16 protein-coding genes are annotated in these 22790 nt (G+C 72.8%); 7 read left to right on the forward strand and 9 right to left on the reverse strand.

Annotated elements, in window-relative coordinates; genetic code table 11:
- Positions 1 to 7: 7 nt before the first annotated feature.
- Positions 8 to 466 carry a bifunctional DNA primase/polymerase gene (locus SRB5_RS30835; protein WP_153456764.1) on the forward strand — a complete coding sequence of 153 codons (459 nt, stop codon included), beginning with the start codon at positions 8 to 10 and terminating at the stop codon, positions 464 to 466.
- On the opposite strand, the gene SRB5_RS30840 is transcribed toward SRB5_RS30835, so the two are convergent.
- Together SRB5_RS30840 and SRB5_RS30845 are read right to left on the reverse strand one after the other, a co-directional pair.
- A complete protein-coding gene (locus tag SRB5_RS30840) occupies positions 447 to 1028 on the reverse strand; it encodes a phosphatase PAP2 family protein (protein ID WP_194293079.1) in 582 nt (193 codons plus the stop codon). The genes SRB5_RS30835 and SRB5_RS30840 overlap by 20 nt on opposite strands.
- Positions 1029 to 1299: 271 nt before the next feature.
- Positions 1300 to 2112: an ArsR/SmtB family transcription factor gene (locus tag SRB5_RS30845; protein ID WP_323378775.1), complete on the reverse strand. Its 813-nt coding sequence runs from the start codon at positions 2110 to 2112 to the stop codon at positions 1300 to 1302.
- Between the two features lie 127 nt (positions 2113 to 2239).
- Here SRB5_RS30845 and dxr point away from each other — a divergent pair, with 127 nt between their 5' ends.
- From dxr to SRB5_RS30865, 4 genes are all read left to right on the forward strand, one after another.
- A complete protein-coding gene (gene dxr / locus SRB5_RS30850) occupies positions 2240 to 3499 on the forward strand; it encodes a 1-deoxy-D-xylulose-5-phosphate reductoisomerase (protein ID WP_153456766.1) in 1260 nt (419 codons plus the stop codon).
- Positions 3500 to 4798, forward strand: a complete 1299-nt coding sequence (locus SRB5_RS30855; protein WP_153456767.1) for a M50 family metallopeptidase — start codon at positions 3500 to 3502, stop codon at positions 4796 to 4798.
- A gap of 161 nt (positions 4799 to 4959) precedes the next feature.
- Positions 4960 to 6117, forward strand: a complete 1158-nt coding sequence (gene ispG, locus SRB5_RS30860; RefSeq protein WP_153456768.1) for a flavodoxin-dependent (E)-4-hydroxy-3-methylbut-2-enyl-diphosphate synthase — start codon at positions 4960 to 4962, stop codon at positions 6115 to 6117.
- Positions 6118 to 6217: 100 nt separating this feature from the next.
- Entirely contained in the window at positions 6218 to 7087 is an 870-nt protein-coding gene (locus tag SRB5_RS30865; RefSeq protein WP_153456769.1) for a GNAT family N-acetyltransferase, read from the forward strand.
- A gap of 15 nt (positions 7088 to 7102) precedes the next feature.
- Here SRB5_RS30865 and SRB5_RS30870 read toward each other — a convergent pair whose 3' ends face one another.
- Positions 7103 to 9424 (reverse strand): hypothetical protein, encoded by a 2322-nt coding sequence (locus SRB5_RS30870; protein WP_228390574.1) that lies wholly within the window; start codon positions 9422 to 9424, stop codon positions 7103 to 7105.
- A gap of 191 nt (positions 9425 to 9615) precedes the next feature.
- Between SRB5_RS30870 and SRB5_RS30875 the strand changes: the two genes are divergently transcribed.
- Both SRB5_RS30875 and gabT read left to right on the forward strand, forming a co-directional pair.
- Positions 9616 to 10419: a class I SAM-dependent methyltransferase gene (locus SRB5_RS30875; protein WP_153456770.1), complete on the forward strand. Its 804-nt coding sequence runs from the start codon at positions 9616 to 9618 to the stop codon at positions 10417 to 10419.
- A gap of 345 nt (positions 10420 to 10764) precedes the next feature.
- A complete protein-coding gene (gene gabT, locus SRB5_RS30880; RefSeq protein WP_153456771.1) occupies positions 10765 to 12117 on the forward strand; it encodes a 4-aminobutyrate--2-oxoglutarate transaminase in 1353 nt (450 codons plus the stop codon).
- Between the two features lie 49 nt (positions 12118 to 12166).
- On the opposite strand, the gene SRB5_RS30885 is transcribed toward gabT, so the two are convergent.
- The 6 genes from SRB5_RS30885 to SRB5_RS30910 form a co-directional block, all read right to left on the reverse strand.
- Positions 12167 to 13453, reverse strand: coding sequence for an MFS transporter (locus SRB5_RS30885; protein ID WP_153456772.1), 1287 nt, complete (start codon positions 13451 to 13453; stop codon positions 12167 to 12169).
- A gap of 103 nt (positions 13454 to 13556) precedes the next feature.
- Entirely contained in the window at positions 13557 to 15500 is a 1944-nt protein-coding gene (locus SRB5_RS30890) for an acyl-CoA dehydrogenase family protein (RefSeq protein WP_153456773.1), read from the reverse strand.
- Between the two features lie 117 nt (positions 15501 to 15617).
- Positions 15618 to 17063, reverse strand: coding sequence for an aldehyde dehydrogenase family protein (locus SRB5_RS30895; protein WP_323378764.1), 1446 nt, complete (start codon positions 17061 to 17063; stop codon positions 15618 to 15620).
- A gap of 117 nt (positions 17064 to 17180) precedes the next feature.
- Positions 17181 to 18827: a PucR family transcriptional regulator gene (locus SRB5_RS30900; protein ID WP_153456774.1), complete on the reverse strand. Its 1647-nt coding sequence runs from the start codon at positions 18825 to 18827 to the stop codon at positions 17181 to 17183.
- 394 nt (positions 18828 to 19221) lie between these two features.
- Entirely contained in the window at positions 19222 to 22266 is a 3045-nt protein-coding gene (infB, locus tag SRB5_RS30905; protein WP_323378765.1) for a translation initiation factor IF-2, read from the reverse strand.
- A gap of 164 nt (positions 22267 to 22430) precedes the next feature.
- The gene (locus SRB5_RS30910) at positions 22431 to 22718 is read right to left on the reverse strand and encodes a YlxR family protein (RefSeq protein WP_323378766.1); all 288 of its coding nucleotides are present in this window, start codon (positions 22716 to 22718) and stop codon (positions 22431 to 22433) included.
- Positions 22719 to 22790: the final 72 nt, after the last annotated feature.

Raw genomic sequence — 22790 nt, forward strand, 5'->3', positions numbered from 1 at the left:
TTGCGAGATGACAGGCGGCGCGGGGGCCAGGACGGCCGTGGACTGGCTGGTGTCGGCGGCATCGGATCCGGATGCCTGCCGGTGGCAGTGGGAGCGCAACCCGCTGGGGGTGGCGCTGCTGCCGGCGGGGCGGCTGTGGGACGTGCTCATCGTCCCGGGACGGCTCGGGCATCCGACGCTGGACGTGCTCGGCCGGTGCGTGGACCGGACGGGGCCGGTGCTGGCCGACTTCGGCGGCGCCCGGCTGGGGTTCTTCGTACCGCCCGGCACGGCCGCCCGCTGGGTCGCCACCGGGGTGCGCGGCGCGGGCAGGGGGACGTGGATCGTGGTCCCGTTCCCGGGGCGGGCGACGGGCGGGGTCCGCTGGGTGGTGGCGCCGGACGGCTCGGGCACCCTCTGCGACCCGGGTCTGCTGGAGCTGGCGATGCACGAGGCGGCGGCCCTGATCAGCGGCGGCGATACGTAGGGGCGCCCCGCGCCGTCAGGCGGACGAGCGCCCACAGGAGGAGGACGGCCAGACACCAGCCGGCGAGCACGTCCAGCGGCCAGTGGTACGCGTGCCACGTCAGCCCGAGTCCGCAGCCGGCGGAGAGGAGGACGGCCGCGCCCACCGCGACCCGCCGGACCCAGGCGCGGTGGACGCAGCCGGCCACCAGCACCGCCGCCGCACCGTAGGCGACCGCGGAGGTGGTGGCGTGGCCGGAGGGGTAGAAGCCGGCGTAGTCGGTGAGGCGGGGCATCGTCGGCCCGGGGCGGGCGAACGCCGTCTTCGCCGGTACGACGAGGGCCGGGACCAGCGCCATCGCCACGGCGGCGGCGAGCGCGGCGAACCACCGGCCCCGCCACAGGGCGAACACGACGGCGGCCAGCAGCACGGGGACGGCGACCACGGGGCCGCCCAGATCGGAGAGGGCCTCGGCCACCCGCTCGGGCGGGGCGTTCGCGACAAGGTCGCGGGACAGCGCCTCGTCCGCGCCTACCAGGGGCCCGTCGACGCCGACCTGCCAGCTGACGAGGACGAGCAGCACTCCCGCGAGCCACGGCAGGAGCCGCGGAGACGAAACCGTCCGCCCGGGAGCCGGGGGGATAGCTCCTGGACGGACGGTCCGTACTGACCGCTCGCCCCGGGGGGTGTGGGACGAGCGGGGTTCCGATCGGTGAGGACCTTCTGTACAGAAACGGTACGGCAGCCCGCCGGTGCCGGACAGGCGCATCACTTCACCATCATTGGGCCCCCACAGGTTCTTCACCTCGTGTACGACGAACGAGTCCCGCCCCACGTGCCCGCCGGGCCCCGTCTCACGACCGCGCCGCGGAGTCCGCGCCCTGCCTCTCGACCACGCTCTTCAGCTCCGACAGGATCATGATCCAGCCGCCGGAGACCCCCTCCAGCATCCTGCTGCCGGGGCCCGCGAAGCCGTCGTGCGTGATGGTGAGCTTCACGCCCGCCTCCGGGACCTCGGCCGGCTCGATGTCGAAGGCGACCTTCGAGCGCTCCTTCACCGCCTCGGCGAACTCCTCGTCGCTCATGCCGAACATCTCCTGATGCATCGGCTGCAGCGTGTGCCAGGTGTACGCCAGGCGCTTGCCGGGAACGGCCTCGGTCACCCGCTGTCCGAGGTCGCGGGGCTCGCCGTTCTCCTCGGTGGGCCACAGGACGGGGTCGCCCTCGCGCCAGGTGGAGCGCGGCGCCCAGCCGCTCATGTACTGGTCGATGAACTCCTGCGAGGTCAGCGCCTCGTAGAGCTTCTCGGGCGTGGTGTGGACGTACAGCGTGTAGACGAACTCGGGCTTTGTCATGAGGGGTGGTCCTTCCAGGGCGTTCCTGAGATTGCTCAGCGCCGCCAGGCGGCCGTGGTCGAAGCGCCTGATCCAGCGCTCGGCGATGTCGTGGACGGGGACCGGGTTGAGGTAGTGGAGCTTCTCCCGGCCGTGCCGGACCGTCGTGACCAGCCCGGCCGACTCCAGCGCGACCAGGTGTTTGGTCACCGCCTGACGGCTCATGGCCTGGTCCGCGCACAGCTCGCGCAGACTCTGCCCGTCCCGGTCGCGGAGCCGGTCCAGCAGTCCGCGCCGGACCGGATCGGCCAGCGCGCGGAACACGTCGTCCACGGTCTCTTCCTCCACACCACCAGATTAGGCAACCATAAGGTTGCATGTCAACGACCACCGGACCGGTCAAGGGCCGAACGGGCCAGGGGGTTCCCGGGCCGTCAGAGGGACGCGACAGAATGGCCGTATGACCGTCAGCCCTGACCGCAGTTCGCTCGCCGACCCGCATCTGCGGCCGGCCTCCACCGCCGGCCCCCGGGACATCGTGATCCTGGGCTCGACCGGGTCCATCGGCACCCAGGCGATCGACCTCGTCCTGCGCAACCCCGACCGCTTCAAGGTCACCGCGCTGGCCGCCGCCGGCGGCCGGGTCGGGCTGCTGGCGGAGCAGGCGTACCGGCTGCGGCCGCGCACCGTCGCCGTCGCCGACGCGAGCCGGGTGGCCGATCTGCACGAGGCCCTGGCCGGGCAGTACGGGAGCGAGCCGCTGCCGGAGATCCTGGCCGGCCCCGACGCCGCCACCGAGCTGGCCGCCTCCGACTGCCACACCGTGCTGAACGGCATCACCGGCTCCATCGGCCTCGCGCCCACCCTGGCGGCGCTGCGGGCCGGCCGCACCCTCGCCCTGGCCAACAAGGAGTCGCTGATCGTCGGCGGCCCCCTGGTGAAGGACGTCGCCCGCCCCGGCCAGATCGTCCCCGTGGACTCCGAGCACTCCGCCCTCTACCAGGCCCTCCTCGGCGGCACCCGGGCCGAGGTGCGCAAGCTGCTGGTCACCGCGTCGGGGGGCCCGTTCCGCGGCCGGACCCGCGACGAGCTGGCGGACGTCACGCCCGAGCAGGCCCTGGCGCACCCCACCTGGAACATGGGCCCGGTCGTGACGATCAACTCGGCCACCCTGGTCAACAAGGGCCTGGAGGTCATCGAGGCGCACCTCCTCTTCGACGTCCCCTTCGACCGTATCGAGGTCGTCGTCCACCCCCAGTCGTACGTACACTCCATGGTCGAGTTCACCGACGGCTCCACCCTCGCGCAGGCCGGTCCGCCCGATATGCGGGTGCCGATCGCGCTGGGGATGGGCTGGCCGGACCGGGTGCCGGACGCCGCGCCCGCGTTCGACTGGACGACCGCGTCGACCTGGGAGTTCTTCCCGCTGGACGCCAAGGCCTTCCCGTCCGTCCCGCTCGCCTGCCATGTGGGTACGCTGGGCGGCACCGCCCCGGCGGTGTTCAACGCGGCGAACGAGGAATGCGTGGCCGCCTTCCTGGCGGGCCGGCTGCCGTTCAACGGCATCATGGACACCGTCACGGACGTCGTCACCGAACACGGCCGGCCGGCCACGGGAACCCGGCTCACCGTCGACGACGTCCTGCAAGCGGAGACCTGGGCGCGCGCCCGGGCCCGGGAACTCGCCGGAATCCCCGTGACAGCAGCGGAGGCACGCTGAATGACAACCCTGATGTGGCTCGTCGGCGTCGCGGTCTTCGTGATCGGGCTGCTGATCTCGATCGCCTGGCACGAGCTCGGACACCTCTCCACGGCCAAGCTCTTCGGCATCCGCGTGCCCCAGTACATGGTGGGCTTCGGGCCGACGATCTGGTCGCGGCGCAAGGGTGACACCGAGTACGGCTTCAAGGCCATCCCCGCCGGCGGCTACATCCGCATGATCGGCATGTTCCCGCCCGGCGACGACGGCAAGATCCGCCGGCGCTCCACGTCCCCGTTCCGCGGCATGATCGAGGACGCCCGCGCCGCCGCGTACGAGGAGCTGCAGCCGGGCGACGAGTCGCGCATGTTCTACACGCGTAAGCCGTGGAAGCGCGTCATCGTGATGTTCGCTGGCCCGTTCATGAACCTGGTCCTGGCCGTCGCCGTCTTCGCGGGCGTGTGGATGCTGTACGGGGTCCAGCAGACGTCGACGACGGTCAGCTCGGTGTCCGGGTGCGTGATCTCGGCGTCCCGCGACGACCGGGACTGCCGCAAGACGGACCCCGAGTCGCCCTCGAGCAAGGCCGGGCTGAAGCCGAACGACACGATCGTCGCGTACAACGGCAGGCCGGTGACCGACTGGCAGACCCTCCAGGACTACATCCGGGAGAGCAAGGGCAGGGTCGAGATCGTCGTCGAGCGGGACGGCGCGCGCCGCACGCTGGACGCGACGGTGGTGCAGAACACCGTCTACAAGAACACCGATGACCCCACCGACGAGTCCACCGTGAAGGCCGGCTGGCTCGGCTTCACCCCGGGGCGGGAGATCGTCACGCTGTCCGCGGGGGAGTCCGTCGACCGGATGGGCGACATGGTCGCCCAGGGCTTCGACGCGGTCCTCGCTCTGCCGTCGAAGGTCCCCGACCTGTGGAACGCGGCGTTCAACGGCGAGGAGCGCAAGGCCGACTCCCCGATCGGTGTGGTCGGCGCGGCCCGGGTAGGTGGCGAGGTCGCGGCGATGGACCTGCCGGCGGCGGATCGGATCACGTGGTTCCTCCAGCTGGTCGCCGGGTTCAACCTGTCGCTGTTCCTGTTCAACATGCTGCCCCTGCTGCCGCTGGACGGCGGTCATATCGCCGGGGCGCTGTGGGAGTCGATCCGCCGGCACACCTTCCGCCTCTTCCGCCGCCCGGACCCCGGTCCGTTCGACGTGGCGACGCTGATGCCGGTGGCCTACGTGGTGGCCGGGATCTTCGTCTGCTTCACGCTGCTGGTGCTGGTGGCGGACGTGGTGAACCCGGTGCGGCTGACCGGCTGAGCGGAGCGTCCGGTTTCTGCCGGGTTTACGTAGCGGTTCGTCGACAGAACCGGTGACGTCCGGGCCGCGATTCACCGCCCGGCAGGGGTGTGACGTAATCTCGGAAGCTGAGCCCCGCTCGCCGGGGGGCCGATGAGAATCAACCGTGGGGTTGCCTGCAGATGACTGCCGTTTCGCTCGGAATGCCGTCCGTACCGCTGAAGCTCGCCGAACGCCGTCGGAGCCGGACATTGCAGGTCGGCTCGGTCGCCGTGGGCGGTGACGCCCGGGTCTCCGTCCAGTCGATGACGACGACGCGGACCTCCGACATCGGCGCCACGCTGCAGCAGATCGCCGAGCTCACGGCCACCGGCTGCGACATCGTCCGGGTGGCCTGTCCCACCCAGGACGACGCGGACGCGCTGGCCACGATCGCCCGCAAGTCCCAGATCCCCGTCATCGCCGACATCCACTTCCAGCCGAAGTACGTCTTCGCCGCGATCGACGCGGGCTGCGCGGCGGTCCGGGTGAACCCGGGCAACATCAAGCAGTTCGACGACAAGGTCAAGGAGATCGCCCGGGCGGCCTCCACGGCCGGCACGCCGATCCGGATCGGCGTCAACGCCGGCTCCCTGGACAAGCGCCTCCTCGCCAAGTACGGCAAGGCCACCCCCGAGGCGCTGGTGGAGTCCGCGCTGTGGGAGTGCTCGCTGTTCGAGGAGCACGGCTTCCACGACATCAAGATCTCCGTCAAGCACAACGACCCGGTCGTGATGGTCAGCGCCTACCGGCTGCTCGCCGAGCGCTGCGACTACCCGCTGCACCTCGGGGTCACCGAGGCCGGCCCGGCGTTCCAGGGCACCATCAAGTCCGCGACCGCCTTCGGCGCCCTGCTCTCCCAGGGCATCGGCGACACCATCCGCGTCTCGCTCTCCGCGCCGCCGGCCGAGGAGGTCAAGGTCGGGCTGCAGATCCTGCAGTCGCTGGGGCTGCGCGAGCGCACCCTGGAGATCGTCTCCTGCCCGTCCTGCGGCCGCGCCCAGGTCGACGTCTACAAGCTGGCCGAGGAGGTCACCGCGGGCCTGGAGGGCATGGAGGTGCCGCTGCGGGTCGCGGTCATGGGCTGCGTCGTCAACGGGCCGGGCGAGGCCCGCGAGGCCGACCTCGGGGTCGCCTCCGGCAACGGCAAGGGGCAGATCTTCGTCAAGGGCGAGGTCATCAAGACGGTGCCCGAGTCGAAGATCGTGGAGACCCTCATCGACGAGGCGATGAAGATCGCCGAGCAGATGGAGAAGGACGGCGCCGCCTCCGGCGAGCCGACGGTCAGCGTCGCGGGCTGACCACCGCCGGTTTTTGTGGCCGAAGGCCCCGGGGCGACCGCCCCGGGGCCTTCGCCGGGAACAGCCCCGGGGCCGTGAGGCGCGCGGGGAATTCGGACACATGACTCCTGACAGGTACAGTGCGGCTGTGTTGACCGGTATCACGAGGGTGGTCGAGCCCACCGAGATCTCCGCCGTACGGGCGGTGCTCGACCGTGAGCCGGTGGCGAACGCCTTCGTCGCGGCGCGGGTCGCCGCCGCTGGACTGGACCCCTGGCGCCTCGGCGGCGAGATGTGGGGCTGGTACGAGGGCGGGCGGCTCAGGTCCCTGTGCTACTCGGGCGCCAATCTGGTGCCCATCTGCGCCGGCCCGGAGGCGGTGCACGGCTTCGCGGAGCGGGCCCGGCGGGCCGGGCGGCGGTGCTCGTCGATCGTGGGGTCGGCGACGGCGACGGCGGAGCTGTGGTCGCGGCTGGAGCCGTACTGGGGGCCCGCCCGGGAGGTCCGGGCCAATCAGCCGCTGATGCTGACCACGGAGGTGCCCCCGGACATCGTGCCGGACCCCTTCGTGCGCCGGGTGCGCAAGAACGAGATGGACGTGATCATGCCGGCGTGCGTGGCCATGTTCACCGAGGAGGTCGGCGTCTCGCCCATGACGGGCGACGGCGGGCTGATCTACCAGGCCCGGGTCGCCGAGCTGGTGGGCTCCGGCCGGGCCTTCGCCCGGATCGAGGACGGCCGGGTGGTCTTCAAGGCGGAGATCGGCGCGGTCACCGCCCACGCCTGCCAGATCCAGGGCGTGTGGGTCGCCCCGGAGTACCGCGGCCGCGGACTGTCGGTCACCGGGCTGACGGCCGTGCTGCGCACCGCGCTGGCGGAGGTGGCGCCGGTGGTGAGCCTGTACGTCAACGACTACAACACGGCGGCCCGCGCCGCGTACAAGCGCATCGGCTTCCGCGAGGTCGGCGCGTTCATGAGCGTCCTGTTCTGACGCGCCCCCCGCCCCTCACTGCCCCAGCCGCACCAGCACCGGCGGCGTCCGCTCGCCCTCCACCGTCGTCACCGACAGCACCCCGTGCCCCGGCGGCAGGGCGTTGGCCAGGTCCGACGCCGACCAGCGGGCGCGCTCCACCCGGCGGACCGTCACCGACTCGGTCGTCGCCGCCGTGCCCGTGACCGCCTTCCGTACGCCCCGCAGCCCCCGCCGCAGTGTCCCGCCCGAGGTGTCCGGCGCATGGGTGACGTCCCGCGTCTCCACCCACTCCGCCCCCCACGCCTGGGCGAACAGCCCGCCGTCCCACGTCGACACACCCGACAGCGCCATCCGGCACCCCATCGCCGCCAGCAGCGCCCCGCGCAGCTGCTCGGGCACCTCGTCCAGCGACCGCAGCCCCAGCACGGCGCCCGCGTTGGCCGTCCGCAGCCGCTGGACGCCGCGGATCGCCCCCGGGGTGATCGCCCCGGCGGCGTCGTCCAGCACCAGCGCGGCGAACAGCGACCGGTCCGTGCGCACCGGCACGGCGGCCGTGAACTGGGCCAGGATCAGCCGGGCCAGCAGCCGCGAGGCCTCCGCGTGAGCGCGCTCGGGCAGATCGATCCGCACCCGTATGGGGTGCTCCAGCGCCCGCACGGAGAACTGGCGCCCCCGGTCGGCCGGGTCGAAGAAGCGGGCGAACGCCGGCCGGTCCAGCACCGCGAGCCGGTCCGCGAGCAGCGGGCCCACGTCGCCGGGCCGCCCCGCCTGCCGCAGCCGGGCGTCCAGCTCCCGCGCCGCCGCCGGGTCCGCGACGGCCCGCAGCGCGTCGACGGCCGCCGGGTCGTGGTCGAGCAGCGCCCGCAGCTCCGGTACGGACGGGAACGCGCCGTGCGCCGCCTCGTACGCCCCCAGCAGCTGCGCCAGCGCCGTCGTCGCCTGCCGCACCTGGGCCAGGTCCGGGGCGCCGCCCTCGCCGCCCAGCACCGCCTCCGCGAGCAGCGCCGCCGCCTCGTCGGGGTCGTTCGTCCCCCCGTAGAAGTCCAGGTCGTGCAGGGACTCGCGGTCACCCGGCCGGATCACCACGTCGTACGCCTCGTCCGCCCCCAGCGGCGCGCCCTGCGCCCCGACCGCGACCACCGCCGCGCGTCCGGCGAGGGCCTGCAGGCACAGCGTCTCCACGACCGGCGCGATCACCCGCCCCGTCTTCCCCGACGCCGCCGGCCCGACGACCACCAGCCCGGTGCCCAGCACCGCCGGCTCCAGCGCGATGCCGGCGCCCCGGTACGCCCACGGGGTGCGCGTCTCGTCCGGGGCGGCGCCGATGCGGACCTGCCCCGTCGTCAGGTCGTGCCGGAAGTGGCGCGCCGGCAGATCCCGCAGCCCCGAGGGGTGCGGGCAGGCGGCGGCCCCCCCGTACGTGACGGCGTCGGCGAACGCCCGCATCCGCGACGGCTGCGCCCACACGCCCTCCCAGGCGCGGGTGAGGCGGGAGTGGTCGACGTCGTTCATCGCCCCGGAGGCCGCGTCGGTGCTCAGCCGGGCGGCGACGTCCGCCAGCCCCGCGGCGCGCAGCTCGGGCCAGGCGGCGGGGTCGTCCACGGGCTCGGGGACCGGCTCCGCCCGCTCGGCGGGGGTCGGGCGGCGGGCGCCGCGCAGCGCCGTGCGCCAGTGGCCGGCGCGGGCGAAGGGCCACAGGACGGCCAGGGTGACCAGGGCGTACAGCCCGTACACGAAGACGACGGCGAGGAACTCGTTGCCCCCGCCGCGCGGCCACGACGACGGCACGATGTCCAGCACCGGCCCGATCACCGGGACCGTCCCCGTCCAGACCAGCAGCCACGCGCAGAAGCCCCCGGCGGCCGTCAGCAGGGCGCGCTCGCGGACCGTCCGCGGCTCGAGGAGCACCCGTACGGCCTCCTGCCACTGGCCGGCCCGCGCGGCCACCCAGCCGATGCCGATCAGGACGAGGATGTCGTACAGGAACCGCGCCGCGAACGCCTGCGCCGGCGCCTCGTGCCCGGGTCCGCCGTCCGACTCCCACCAGCTGTCCGGCGTGATCCACCGCAGCGGCGCGTCCAGCACGCCGACCGGGAACACGTCGTTGCGGTACAGCGACCACACGATCAGCGCGCCGAAGAGCACCAGCACGGCCCCGCCGAAGAGCTGACGCCGATCGGGACCCGCGGGCTCCTCGGCCGCCCGCGCCACATGCCCCAGCCGCCAGATCCCCGGCAGCGCCTCGGGCCGCGGGGCCCGCAGCCAGGCCGTGAACGAACCCCGCTGGCCCGGGACCCTCCCGCCGTCGTACGCAGTCTGCCGGGGATGTGCCTGGTGCCCGCCGTCCGTTGCCATGAGGTCAATTTACCGATGGTGAGGGCCGGTTACGCGCCCGCGCCCCCCGGCGGCCGAGCGGTTGCGCGGGGCGAAACATGACGAAAAGCTTGTCTGAACCGTTGACGTCCCCATCCGGTGAGGGGAAGCTGCCGTGCATCTCCGGCCCGGAGGTCAGGGGCCCCGTGCCCCTGTCGTATCGAGAGGTGGACATGGCAAGCGTCAGGAAACTGCTCAAGAGGGCGCGCGGCGACAGCGTCGTGCGACACAGCGCCAAGAACACCGAAACGCGGATTTTGAAGGCCCTGGAGCGGCAGAACGTCCTTCTCTCCGAGATCATCACCCGGCTCAGCCGGCTCGAGAAGCCCACGACGATCAACGAGGAGACCTGGAGCAAGGTCGCCCAGGAGGGGGAGCTCGCCTGGCACAAGAAGCCGAACTGGCGGGCCCGTGAGGAGGAGTGGCAGACCAGGAACAACCGTTTCTGGACGTCGAAGGACTTCAGCCCGGAGGGCTGGCAGGACAAGCTCATCGTCGACCTCGGCGCCGGCAGCCGGCTGCGCACCCTCTACTTCCGGGGCGCGAAGATCGCCGCGATCGAGCCGCTGGGCGACAAATACATAGCCGAGGTCGAGTGGCAGGACCTCGACAAGGCGGACGAGCTGTACTCCGTACCCGCCGAGAAGGACATCCCGGAGCTGCACGGCCGGGCCGATCTGCTGGTGTCGATCAACGTGCTCGACCACGGGTACGACTTCGGCGCGGCCATCGCGAACGTCCGCAACTACCTCAAGCCCGACGGGCTGGCGTATCTGGCGTTCGACCGGCACGACCGGCCCGACGACATGCACCAGCTGATGATCGACGACGAGACCGCGCGGGCGATCTTCGACCGGTGCGGGCTCGACATCGAGAAGTTCGAGGAGCAGGGCCGCTTCCACGGGGCGACCGGCCCCAAGGCCGTGCACTACTGGCTGCGCCCGCGTCCGGTGGAGCAGGAGACCGCCGGGGTGTGAGCGAGAGGGGCCGCCCGCGACCGCGGGCGGCCCCTGGGGTCCTTGGACACGGTGGACAAGGCGACACGGCACACCACTGCCCTTCGGCGCATGCCCCCGGGCCACCGGCGCGCCTAACCTGCCCTCAGAGGCTGTGGCCGAACCCCCGTCTGCGCCCCGACGCCCGGCACGCACTCTCGCCGCACGGCGGACCAGGACAGGTGGCTCCGCCACATGACCTGGTCCGCCGCACGCCGAGAGCACGCACCGAACGCCGCGACGCCCGCGCTCCGCGCGGACGACGGGGGTTCGACCACAGCCTCCAGACCCCCATGCCCGCCCCAGGAAGGCCCGAGGAGCGCCCCCATGACCGACTCGACCACCGCAGGTGTCCCGCAGGAACGCCGCCTCGTCACGGCCGTCCCGGGGCCGAAGTCCCAGCAGCTCCTCGCCCGCAAGAACGCCGCCGTGGCGAACGGCGTCGCCGTCACGCTCCCGGTGTTCACCGCCCGCGCGGGCGGCGGCATCCTCGAGGACATCGACGGCAACCGGCTGATCGACTTCGGCTCCGGCATCGCGGTGACGACCGTCGGCAACAGCGCCGAGGCCGTCGTCCGCCGTGCCACCGCCCAGCTGGCGGACTTCACCCACACCTGCTTCATGATCACGCCGTACGAGGAGTACGTCGAGGTCGCCGAGGCCCTGGCCGAGCTCACCCCCGGCGACCACGCCAAGAAGTCCGCGCTGTTCAACTCCGGCGCCGAGGCCGTCGAGAACGCCGTGAAGATCGCCCGCGCGTACACCAAGCGCCAGGCGGTCGTCGTCTTCGACCACGGCTACCACGGCCGGACCAACCTGACGATGGCGCTCACCGCCAAGAACATGCCGTACAAGAACGGCTTCGGCCCCTTCGCACCCGAGATCTACCGGGTGCCGGTGGCGTACGGCTACCGCTGGCCGACCGGGCCGGAGAACTGCGGCCCGGAGGCGGCGGCGCAGGCCATCGACGAGATCAGCAAGCAGGTCGGCGCGGACAACGTCGCCGCGATCGTCATCGAGCCGGTGCTCGGCGAGGGCGGCTTCATCGAGCCGGCCAAGGGCTTCCTCCCGGCGCTGAAGAAGTTCGCCGAGGACAACGGCATCGTCTTCGTCGCGGACGAGATCCAGTCCGGCTTCTGCCGTACGGGCCAGTGGTTCGCCTGCGAGGACGAGGGCATCGTCCCGGACCTGATCACCACCGCGAAGGGCATCGCCGGCGGGCTCCCGCTGGCTGCCGTCACCGGCCGCGCCGAGATCATGGACGCGGCGCACGCGGGCGGCCTCGGCGGCACGTACGGCGGCAACCCGGTGGCCTGCGCCGCCGCGCTCGGCGCCATCGCGACGATGAAGGAGCTCGACCTCAACGCCGCCGCGCAGCGGATCGAGGGGATCATGAAGCCGCGGCTCGCGGCGATGCAGGAGAAGTTCGACGTCATCGGCGACATCCGCGGCCGCGGCGCGATGATCGCGGTCGAGCTGGTGAAGGACCCGGCCACCAAGGAGCCCGCCCCGGAGCTCACGGGCGCGGTCGCCAAGGCGTGTCACGCGGCGGGGCTGATCGTCCTCACCTGCGGTACGTACGGCAACGTGCTGCGGTTCCTGCCGCCGCTGGTGATCTCCGACGAGCTGCTGAACGAGGGGCTGGACCTGATCGAGGAGGCGTTCGCCGCGCAGCTCTGACCCCGCGGCGTTCGAAAGGCCCGTCCTCCCCGGAGGACGGGCCTTCCCCCTACGCCGGCTCCCCCCGCCACTCCCCGCCCCGCCGCTCGGCCCACCGCACCACCGCCGGCGCCGTCAGCCCCGCCGCCAGGAACAGCGCGATCAGCACCAGCCACCCCCGCGCCCCGAACGCCAGCACCGTGCCGGTGAACAGCGCCGGGCAGAGCATCGTGGCCGCCGAGAAGCCGGAGGAGTACACGCCCTGGTAGACGCCCTGCGACCGGCGGTCGGCCAGCGCGTAGCCCAGGGTCCAGCTCGCGCCCTGCTGCAGCACCTCGGTGGCGATCTGCGCCAGCATCCCGACCAGCACGAACACCGCCGCCGCCCACACCCCGGCGCCCGCGGCCAGCGCCCACAGCGCACAGGCCACCGCCATGGCGAAGCCCGCCCACCGGGTGACCCGGGCCGCCGCACGGCTGTCGTCGGACAGCCGCGACGCGGGGATCTGGAAGACGGCCACCAGCACGCAGTTCAGCACCATCGCCGCCGCGTAGACCCAGGTCGGCGCGCTGGTGTACGCGGCCATCCAGAGGGGCAGCCCGGCCTCGATCACGGTGAACTGCATCGCGAACACGCCCATGATCACCGTCAGGGTGAAGAACGGCAGATCCCGCACCGCCTTCCAGGTCTCGCCCGGCCCCACCGGCTCCGCCGCCGCCGCGGCGGCCCGCTCCCGCTCCTTCGGTACCCCGGACAGCACCACCGGCGCCAGCAGCAGCGACACGGCGTTCACCACGATCAGCCCGCGGAACAGCGCCGCGGAGTCGAGGTGCAGCGCGACGCCGCCCAGCGTGGTGCCGACGGCCATGCAGACGTTGGTGAGCATCCGCAGATAGGCCCGGCTCTCCGTCCGCGCGTGCGCCGGGATGATCACCGCCAGCCAGGTGGCGTTGGCGGTGTGCACGCTGCCCCAGCCGATGCCGGTGAACGTCGTCGCGACCAGGAACCCCGGGACGGAGTCGACGAGCAGGTACGACAGGATGCCCAGCCCCGTCCATCCGTAGCCGAGGCGGTACACGTGCCGCGCCCCGTACCGGTCGCAGAGCCGCCCCGTGGGGACGCCGGCCAGGATCGAGCCCACGCCGCTGAGCGCGAGCCCGTAACCGACGGCCGTCACGCCCAGCCCCACGACCTGGGAGAAGTACAGGGCGTTGACGGCGATGAGCAGCCCGCTGCCGAACCGGGTGAGGACGGTGTTCAGCGCCAGCCGGCGCAGCACCGGGTCGAGCGGCCACCACCCCTTGAGCAGGGGCGGCTGTACGTCGGGGGATGCGGTCTCGGGTGGTGCGCTCGTCATGCGGCGACTGTAGGAAGCGCCCCACCATCCGTACGAATGGGTTTATCCGCTCGATATCCCCCGCAACGGGGAGCAGTTGCCCGGGTCTGTGGCAGTGATCACTTCAGCGGAGGGGCCTGCGTACGTTCTCCTTCTCCGACGGCCCCGGCGTCGCGTCCGCGATCCACGGACCCTCGCCGGAGGTGTCCACGATCCCCTCCTCCAGCCAGGTGTACGAGCCGTCCAGGATCCCCTTCACCACACCCCGGTCGAGGTCGTCGGTGTTCGTCCAGAGCCGGCCGAAGAGCTCGTCCACCCGGATCCGCGACTGCCGGCAGAACGCGTCCGCCAGCCGGTACGCCTCCCGCCCGTGCCCCTCGGTCCGGCGCAGCAGCTCCGCCCGTACGCACGCGGCGCTCATCGCGAAGAGCTCCGCCCCGATGTCGACGACCCGGCCGAGGAAGCCCTGTTTGGTCTCCATCCGCCCCTGCCAGCGCGACATCCCGTAGAACGTGGACCGCGCCAGCTTGCGCGCCGTGCGCTCGACGAACCGCAGATGCCCGGAGAGGTCCGCGTGCCCCTTCGGGTGGAACTCCGCGTAGGCGAGGGGGACATGGCCCTTGCCGGCCACCAGCTTGGGCAGCCAGCGGGCGTAGAAGCCGCCCGCCTTCGCGCCCGCCCTCGCCTTGTCGGACAGGGACTTGTCCGGGTCGATGAGATCCCCCGCGACCTTCAGATGCGCGTCGACGGCCTCGCGGGCGATGAGCAGATGCATGATCTCCGTCGAGCCCTCGAAGATCCGGTTGATCCGCAGGTCTCGTACCATCTGCTCGGTCGGCACCGCCCGTTCGCCGCGCGCCGCCAGCGAGGCCGCCGTCTCGTAGCCGCGCCCGCCGCGGATCTGCAGCAGCTCGTCCGCCATCAGACTCGCCATCTCCGACGCGTACAGCTTCGCCAGCGCGGCCTCGATCCGGATGTCGTTGCGGTCCTCGTCGGCCATCTGCGACGACAGGTCCAGCACCGCCTCCAGGGCGAACGTGGTGGCGGCGATGAACGACAGCTTCGCGCCCACCGCCTCGTGCCGCGCCACCGGCCGGCCCCACTGCTCGCGGACGGCGCCCCACTCCCGGCCGATCCTCAGGCACCACTTCCCGGCGCCCACGCACAGCGCGGGCAGCGACAGCCGTCCCGTGTTCAGCGTGGTCAGGGCGATCTTCAGCCCGGAGCCCTCGGGGCCGATCCGGTTCGCGGCGGGGACGTGGACGCGGTGGAAGCGGGTGACGCCGTTCTCCAGCCCGCGCAGGCCCATGAACGCGTTGCGGTTCTCCACCGTGATGCCGGGGGAGTCGGCCTCGACCACGAACGCGGTGATGCCGCCCTTGTGGCCCTCGGACCGCGGCACCCTCGCCATGACGACGAGGAGGTCGGCGACTACGCCGTTGGTCGTCCACAGCTTCACGCCGTCGAGCAGGTAGTCGTCCCCTTCGGGTACGGCCACGGTCGCCATCCGGGCGGGGTCGGAGCCGACGTCCGGCTCGGTGAGGAGGAAGGCGCTGATGTCCGTACGGGCGCAGCGCGGCAGGAACGCGTCCTTCTGCTCCTTCGTCCCGAACAGCTTCAGCGGCTGCGGTACGCCGATCGACTGATGCGCCGACAGCAGCGCGCCGACGGCCGGATTGGCGGAGCCGACCAGGGCGAGCGCCTTGTTGTAGTACACCTGGGTGAGGCCGAGGCCGCCGTACTCGGTGCCGATCTTCATACCGAGCGCCCCGAGGTCCTTCAGCCCGGCGATCGTCTCGTCCGGGATCCGCGCTTCGCGCTCGATCAGGGCGTTGTCGATGTGCTGCTCGCAGAAGTCGCGGAGCTTGGCCAGGAAGGCCTCGCCGCGCCGCGCGTCCTCGTCCGCCGGGGTGGGATGCGGATGGACGAGGTCCAGCCGGAAGCGTCCCAGGAACAGTTCCTTGGCGAAGCTGGGCTTGCGCCAGTCCTGTTCCCGGGCCGCTTCCGCGACCTGTCGGGCCTCCTTCTCGGACACGCGTGACTGGGATGCTGTCGCGGGCTGGGTCATGGGGGACTCACCTCGACGCCACAGGGAAACTCACCGACCGGTTACCGGAGAGTGCTACTCGTCCGTATGTACCCGATTGGAGAGGATCCGACCACCCCACGCGCGCGAAGAGGTGTCCTACAGGTCGATGCCGGTGAGGACCATGACCCGCTCGTACGTGTAGTCGTCCATCGCGAACTTCACGCCCTCGCGGCCCACGCCCGACTTCTTGGCGCCGCCGTACGGCATCTGGTCCGCGCGGTACGACGGCACGTCGCCGACGACCACACCGCCGACCTCCAGCGCCCGGTGGGCCCGGAACGCCGCCTGGATGTCGTGCGTGAACACGCCCGCCTGCAGCCCGTACTGGGAGTCGTTCGCCGCCGCGTAGATCGCCTCCTCGCCGTCCGCGCGGTGCAGGGTGAGCACCGGGCCGAAGACCTCCTCGGTGGCGAGCTTCGTCCCGGCCGGTACGCCGGCCAGCACGGTCGGGGCGTACGCGGCGCCGTCCCGCTTGCCGCCGGCGAGCAGCTCGGCGCCGGCCGCGACGGCCTCGTCGACCCAGGACTCGACGCGCCTGGCGGCGTCCTCGCTGACCAGCGGGCCGACGTCGGTGGCCGCGTCGGACGGGTCACCGGTGACCTGGGTCCCGACGGCGGCGACGATCTTCGGTACGAGCCGGTCGTACACGGAGGCGTCCGCGATCACCCGCTGGACGGAGATGCAGGACTGGCCGCCCTGGTAGTTGGAGAAGGTGGCGATACGGGTCGCCGCCCAGTCCAGGTCCGCCTCGGAGGAGAAGTCGGGGAGGACGAGCGCCGCGCCGTTGCCGCCGAGTTCCAGCGTGCAGTGCTTGCGCGGGACGGAGTCCAGGATCTGGTAGCCGACCTTGTCGGAGCCGGTGAAGGAGATCACCGGCAGCCGCTCGTCCTGGACGAGCGCCGGCATCCGGTCGTTGGCGACCGGCAGTACGGACCAGGTGCCCGCCGGGAGGTCCGTCTCCGCGAGCAGCTCGCCGAGCAGCAGCGCGGACAGCGGGGTCGCCGGGGCGGGCTTGAGGATGATCGGGGTGCCGACGGCGAGGGCCGGGGCGACCTTGTGGGCGCACAGGTTCAGCGGGAAGTTGAACGGCGCGATGCCCAGGACCGGGCCCTTGGGGAAGCGGCGGGTGAAGGCGAGACGCCCGGTGCCGCCGGCGTCGGTGTCCAGGCGCTGGGCGTCGCCGCCGTTGAAGCGCCGGGCCTCCTCGCAGGCGAAGCGGAAGACGGAGATCGCGCGGCCGACCTCGCCGCGGGCCCACTTGATGGGCTTGCCGTTCTCGGCGGAGATCAGCTGCGCGATCTCCTCCGTGCGCTCGGCCAGCCGCTTGGCGACGTGGTCGAGGGCGGCGGCGCGGACGTGCGCGGGGGTGGCGGCGAACTCCGTGCGGACGGCGTGCGCGGCGGCCACGGCCGCTTCGACCTGGGCGTCCGTGGGGACGCTCACGCTGCCGACGGTGCGGCCGTCCCAGGGGGAGGTGACGTCGAGCGTGTCGTCGCCGGTGGCCTGGCGGCCGGCGAGCCAGAACGGGTGCGGGGCGGTCACGGGGTGCCTCCGGGGGGACGCGGGTCGGTCTTACGGTTTCCCACGGTAGGGGGTGGGAAGCGGGGACGGTGTTGTGCGGGGCGGAGTGGTCGGGGGGCCGGATTGGACGCGGCGGCGTTACGGGCCGACCGCGCTCGCCTTCAGCGCCAGCCACAGCTCCATCCGCGCGTCCGGGTCGTCCAGCGAGCGGCCCAGGATCTCCTCCACGCGCCGCATCCGGTAGCGCAGCGTGTGCCGGTGGACGCCCAGGTCCGCCGCCGCCGCGTCCCACTGCCCGTGCCGCGACAGCCACGCCCGCAGGGACTCCACCAGGTCGCCCCGCCCGGTGGCGTCGTGCTCGCGCAGCGCCCGCAGCAGACCGTCCGCGAACGCCTGCACCGCGTCGTCCGCCAGCAGCGGCAGTACGGAGCCGGCCGCCAGGTCCTCGTGCTCCACCAGCACCCGCCCCCGTCGCCGGGCCACGGACACCGCCTGCTCCGCCTGCTTGTACGCCGCGGGCACCGCCGCCGGTCCCGCGGGCGCCGAGACGCCGACGGTGAGGGGCAGCGGCGTACGGGCCGCCGCCGGCCGCGAGCCCCCGGGCGGTCCGACGGACCCCGGATACCGGTCCTCGACCACCGCCGCGTGCTCCTCCGCCGCCCGGGCGACGGCCCCCGCGTCGGCCGCCAGCACCAGCAGCCGCCCCCCGTCGGGCACGACCAGCACCGGCTCGCCGGAGGTCAGCGCCACTGTCTCCAGGGCGTCCGCGAACTCCGTCAGCGCGGCGTCCTGCCCGTCCTGCGGCTCCGCGGCCTCGGCGGCCATCAGCCGCACCGGCGCGTCGAGCAGCCCGCCGTACAGGGGGCCCGCGACGGCCCGCGCGTGCTCCGGGTGGCCGGACAGCAGCAGCCGCAGCACGGCGGTGCCCAGACGCTGCTCGGCGGCCTGGAAGGACAGTGAGCGCTCGGTGGTGAGGGTGAGCAGGGCCACGGCGGCGTGCACCGCGTAGCGCGCGACGGTGTCCAGGGCGGTGTCCGTCCCGACGGCGAGGACTCCGCAGGACCGCCGCCCGGACCCGAGGCTCTGCAGCTCCACCCGGTCACCGGCCCCCTGCTCCGGCCCGCCCGAACCGTCCGCCCCGTCCGGTCCGCCGGCCACCACGGCGCTGGCCGGCGCGGGGCGGTCACGCAGCCGCTCCACGTCGGGCCGCAGTGCCCGGGCCCGGCCCGCCGCCCACTCCGGGGCGGCGGCGATCAGGGCGCCGCTGGTGTCGTACAGGGCGGCCCAGCCGCCGAGGTGCGCGGCGAGGCGGGCCACGACGGTGCTCTGGCCCCCGTCGGCGAGGGCGGCGCGGGTGAGGTCGCGCTGGGCCTCGAAGCCCGCCGTGACGGCCTGGTACCGGTCGGCGGCCACGGCGGCCGAGACGGCCTTGGAGATCGCGATGAACGGGGTGGTGCGGGGGACCTCGAGCAGCGGGAGGCCACCGTCCGCGGCCGCTTCGACGAGGGACTTGGGCACGGAGTCATGGGTCACGCCCACCCCGAAGCCGAGGGCGACAACCCCGGCGCCCGTCAGCCCCTCCACGTACCGGCGCATCGCGTCGGGATCGTCGACGTCGAGCTTCATCCCGGTGGTGAGCAGCAGCTCCCCACCATCGAGCCACGGCCCCGGATCACTCAGCTCACTGGTCTGCGCCCACCGCACCCCGGCCCCGAGCCGGCCGTCACCGGCCAGCACCCCCAGCCGAAGACCGGGGTGACGAACGAGGGCGCCGAGCGTGAGCATCCGCGGGACGGCCTTTCGGAAACGGGACTGTGCCGGAACGTACGAGGAGGTTCGCTCAATTGTGCCTCACCGTCCAGGGGCCGGAGCCAGATCCTCCGACTGAACCGCAACTCCTCCGCCCGAACCGCAACTTCTCTGCCCGAGCCGCAACGCCTCCGCCCGAACCGCAACTCCTCCGCCCGAGCCGCAACAACAGCCCGGCCGGCGTTTGAGGCCGAGGCGCGAAGCGCCGATACAGCCCGGCCGGCGTTTGAGGCCGGAGGCGCGCAGCGCCGACTCGGGGCCCGGGGGCGAAGCCCCCGCAGCGAAACGCAACGCCCGCGAAAACGACCGGCGCCCCGGCCCCCACCCCCGAAGGGGCGAGGCGCCGGGGCGCCGGAAACGAACACCGGGCTCAGCCGCGAGGCTTCTCCCGCATCTCGTACGTCGCGATGACGTCATCGACCTTGATGTCGTTGAAGTTACCGAGGTTGATACCACCCTCGTAACCCTCACGGATCTCGGTGACATCGTCCTTGAACCGACGCAGACCCTCGATGTTGAGGTTCTCCGCGACCACCTTGCCGTCGCGGATGAGGCGCGCCTTGGTGTTACGGCGGACCTCGCCCGAGCGGATGAGGACACCGGCGATGTTGCCCAGCTTGGACGAGCGGAAGACCTCGCGGATCTCCGCGGTGCCGAGCTCGACCTCCTCGTACTCCGGCTTCAGCATGCCCTTCAGGGCCGCCTCGATCTCCTCGATCGCCTGGTAGATGACCGAGTAGTACTTGACCTGGACACCCTCACGCTCGGCCATCTGCGTCGCACGCCCCTCGGCGCGGACGTTGAAACCGATGATGATGGCGTCGGAGCCCATGGCCAGGTTGACGTCGGACTCCGTGACCGCACCGACGCCGCGGTGCAGGACGCGGATGTCGACCTCGTCCTCGCCGACGTCGAGCTGCAGCAGCGCCGACTCCAGGGCCTCGACCGAACCGGACGCGTCACCCTTGATGATCAGGTTCAGCGACTGGATCTCGCCGGCCTTGAGAATCTTGTCCAGGTCCTCGATGTTGACCCGGCGGATCCGCTTGGCGAAGGCCGCGTTGCGCTCGCGCGCCGCACGCTTCTCGGCGATCTGACGGGCCGTACGGTCCTCCTCGACGACGAGGAAGTTGTCGCCGGCACCGGGGACGTTGGTCAGACCGAGCACCATCGCCGGGGTCGACGGACCCGCCTCCTCCAGCGTGTTGCCCTTGTCGTCGATGAGCGCCCGGACCCGGCCGTGCGCGTCACCCGCGACGATCGTGTCACCGACGCGCAGCGTGCCTCGCTGGACGAGGACCGTCGCCACGGCACCGCGGCCGCGGTCGAGGTGGGCCTCGATCGCGATGCCCTCCGCGTTCTGGTCCGGGTTGGCCCGCAGGTCCAGGGCGGCGTCGGCGGTCAGCACGACCGCCTCGAGCAGCGAGTCGATGTGCAGACCCTGCTTGGCGGAGATGTCGACGAACATCGTGTCGCCGCCGTACTCCTCGGCCACCAGGCCGTACTCGGTCAGCTGACCGCGCACCTTGGTCGGGTCCGCGCCCTCGACGTCGATCTTGTTGACCGCGACCACGATCGGCACGTCCGCGGCCTTGGCGTGGTTGAGCGCCTCGACCGTCTGCGGCATGACGCCGTCGTTGGCGGCGACGACCAGGATCGCGATGTCCGTCGACTTGGCACCACGGGCACGCATGGCGGTGAACGCCTCGTGGCCCGGGGTGTCGATGAACGTGATCCGGCGGTCCTCGCCGTTGACCTCGGTCGTCGCCTGGTACGCACCGATGTGCTGGGTGATGCCGCCGGCCTCGCCCTCGATGACGTTGGTCTTGCGGATGGCGTCGAGCAGTCGCGTCTTACCGTGGTCGACGTGACCCATGACGGTCACGACCGGCGGCCGCGCGACCAGGTTCTCCTCGCCGCCCTCGTCCTCGCCGAACTCGATCGAGAAGGACTCGAGCAGCTCGCGGTCCTCCTCCTCCGGGCTGACGATCTGGACGATGTAGTTCATCTCCTCGCCGAGGAGGGTCAGCGTCTCGTCCGAGACCGACTGGGTCGCGGTGACCATCTCGCCCAGGTTGAACATCACCTGGACCAGCGACGCCGGGTTGGCGTTGATCTTCTCCGCGAAGTCCGTCAGCGACGCGCCGCGGGAGAGACGCACGGTCTCGCCCTTGCCGCGGGGCAGCATCACACCGCCGATGGACGGGGCCTGCATGGCCTCGTACTCCTGGCGCCTCTGCCGCTTCGACTTACGGCCACGACGCGCCGGACCGCCGGGACGGCCGAAGGCGCCCTGCGTGCCACCACGGCCACCGGGGCCGCCGGGACGGCCGCCGAAGCCCGGACGGCCACCGCCGCCGGGGCCGCCGCCGAAGCCGCCGCCACCACCGGGACGACCGGCGAAGCCGCCGCCGCCACCGGGACGCGCACCCGTACCGCCGCCGGGACGGCCGGCGAAGCCGCCGCCGCCACCGGGACGACCGCCGGGGCCGCCACCGGGACGACCGCCGCCGGGACCGCCGCGGCCGGGACCGCCCGGACGGGCGCTCGGCGCGGGGCGCTGGGGCATCATGCCCGGGTTCGGACGCGGGCCGCCGGGACGCGGACCGCCCGCGGGGGCACCGCCCTGCGGACGCGGCATGGCGCCCGGGGTGGGACGGGGGCCGCCCTGCGGACGGGGACCGCCCTGGCCGCCGCCGTCGGGACGCGGACCGCCGGGCCGCGCGCCCTGCGGGCGCGGGGACTGCGGGCGGGCCATACCGGTGGAGCCACCGGACGTGAACGGGTTGTTGCCCGGGCGGGGACCCGCCGGACGACCGCCGGGACGGGGGGCGCCGCCACGGCGCTCACCCTGACCGCCGGGCGCCGGACGCTGGGCCGGACCGGGACGGGCGCCACCGGGACGGGGCCCGGACGGCGCGGACTGCTGCCGCTCCGGGGCCGGGGCCGCGGGCGGAGCCGTGAACTCGGCGGCCGGCACAGGCTTGGCCGGGGCCGGCTTGGGACCCGGACGCGGGCCCGGGGCCGGCGTGGAGGGCGCGGCGCCGGGAGCCGGCGTCGCCTTGGCCGCCACGGCGTCGGCGGCCGTCACCGGCTGCGCGGGCGCCTTCGGGGCGGCCTTCTTCGCGGCCGGACCCGGCAGGGGCCCGCCCGGCTTGGGCGCGGGGGCGCCGCCCGGCCTGGGGGCGGCGGTCTTCTTCGCGGCGGGCGCCGCCGGCTTGCGCGCGGCGGGCTTCTTCGCCGCCGCGGAGCCGTTGCCCGCCTGGAAAGCGTCAGTCAGTTTTCGTACAACCGGCGCCTCGATGGTCGAGGACGCCGAGCGGACGAATTCGCCAAGTTCTTGGAGCTTGGCCATGACGACCTTGCTCTCCACTCCGAACTCCTTGGCGAGCTCGTATACCCGGACCTTAGCCACTTCGCTCCTTCTGGTCCGGGATCACCGCCGGACCGTCGCTACTTCTGCATGGGCGTACTCATCGCGTACTCATCGAGTGCTCATCGCAATCTCGACCTACTTCCAACTCGCGAGGTACCTCGACCGCACGGGGGCCCCGCGCGGTCACTACTGCGGTTCTCTTCCTACAGGGACGTGCTCTGCTGCCCGGACAGATACTCGGTCAGCGCTTCGGTGCCGAGCGGCCCCCGGGCCCGGAAGGCCCGGATGAACGCCCGGCGGCGGACCGCCAGGTCAAGGCATGCCTCGGCGGGGTGCAGATAGGCGCCCCGGCCGGGCAGCGTACCGCGAGGGTCGGGCACGCACGCGTCCCCGGCCACCGCCACACGCAGCAGATCGTCTTTGGCCGCCCGCTCCCGGCACCCCACGCAGGTGCGCTCAGGGCACGCTCGGGCGTGCGTCCGGCCAGACACCGTTAAGTCTACCTCCCCCGCACGACCTCACCCCTTCGGGGGGAAAATCGAACGGATGTTTATGGTTTGGTA

Source organism: Streptomyces smaragdinus (assembly GCF_009604385.1).
Classification (GTDB): domain Bacteria; phylum Actinomycetota; class Actinomycetes; order Streptomycetales; family Streptomycetaceae; genus Streptomyces; species Streptomyces smaragdinus.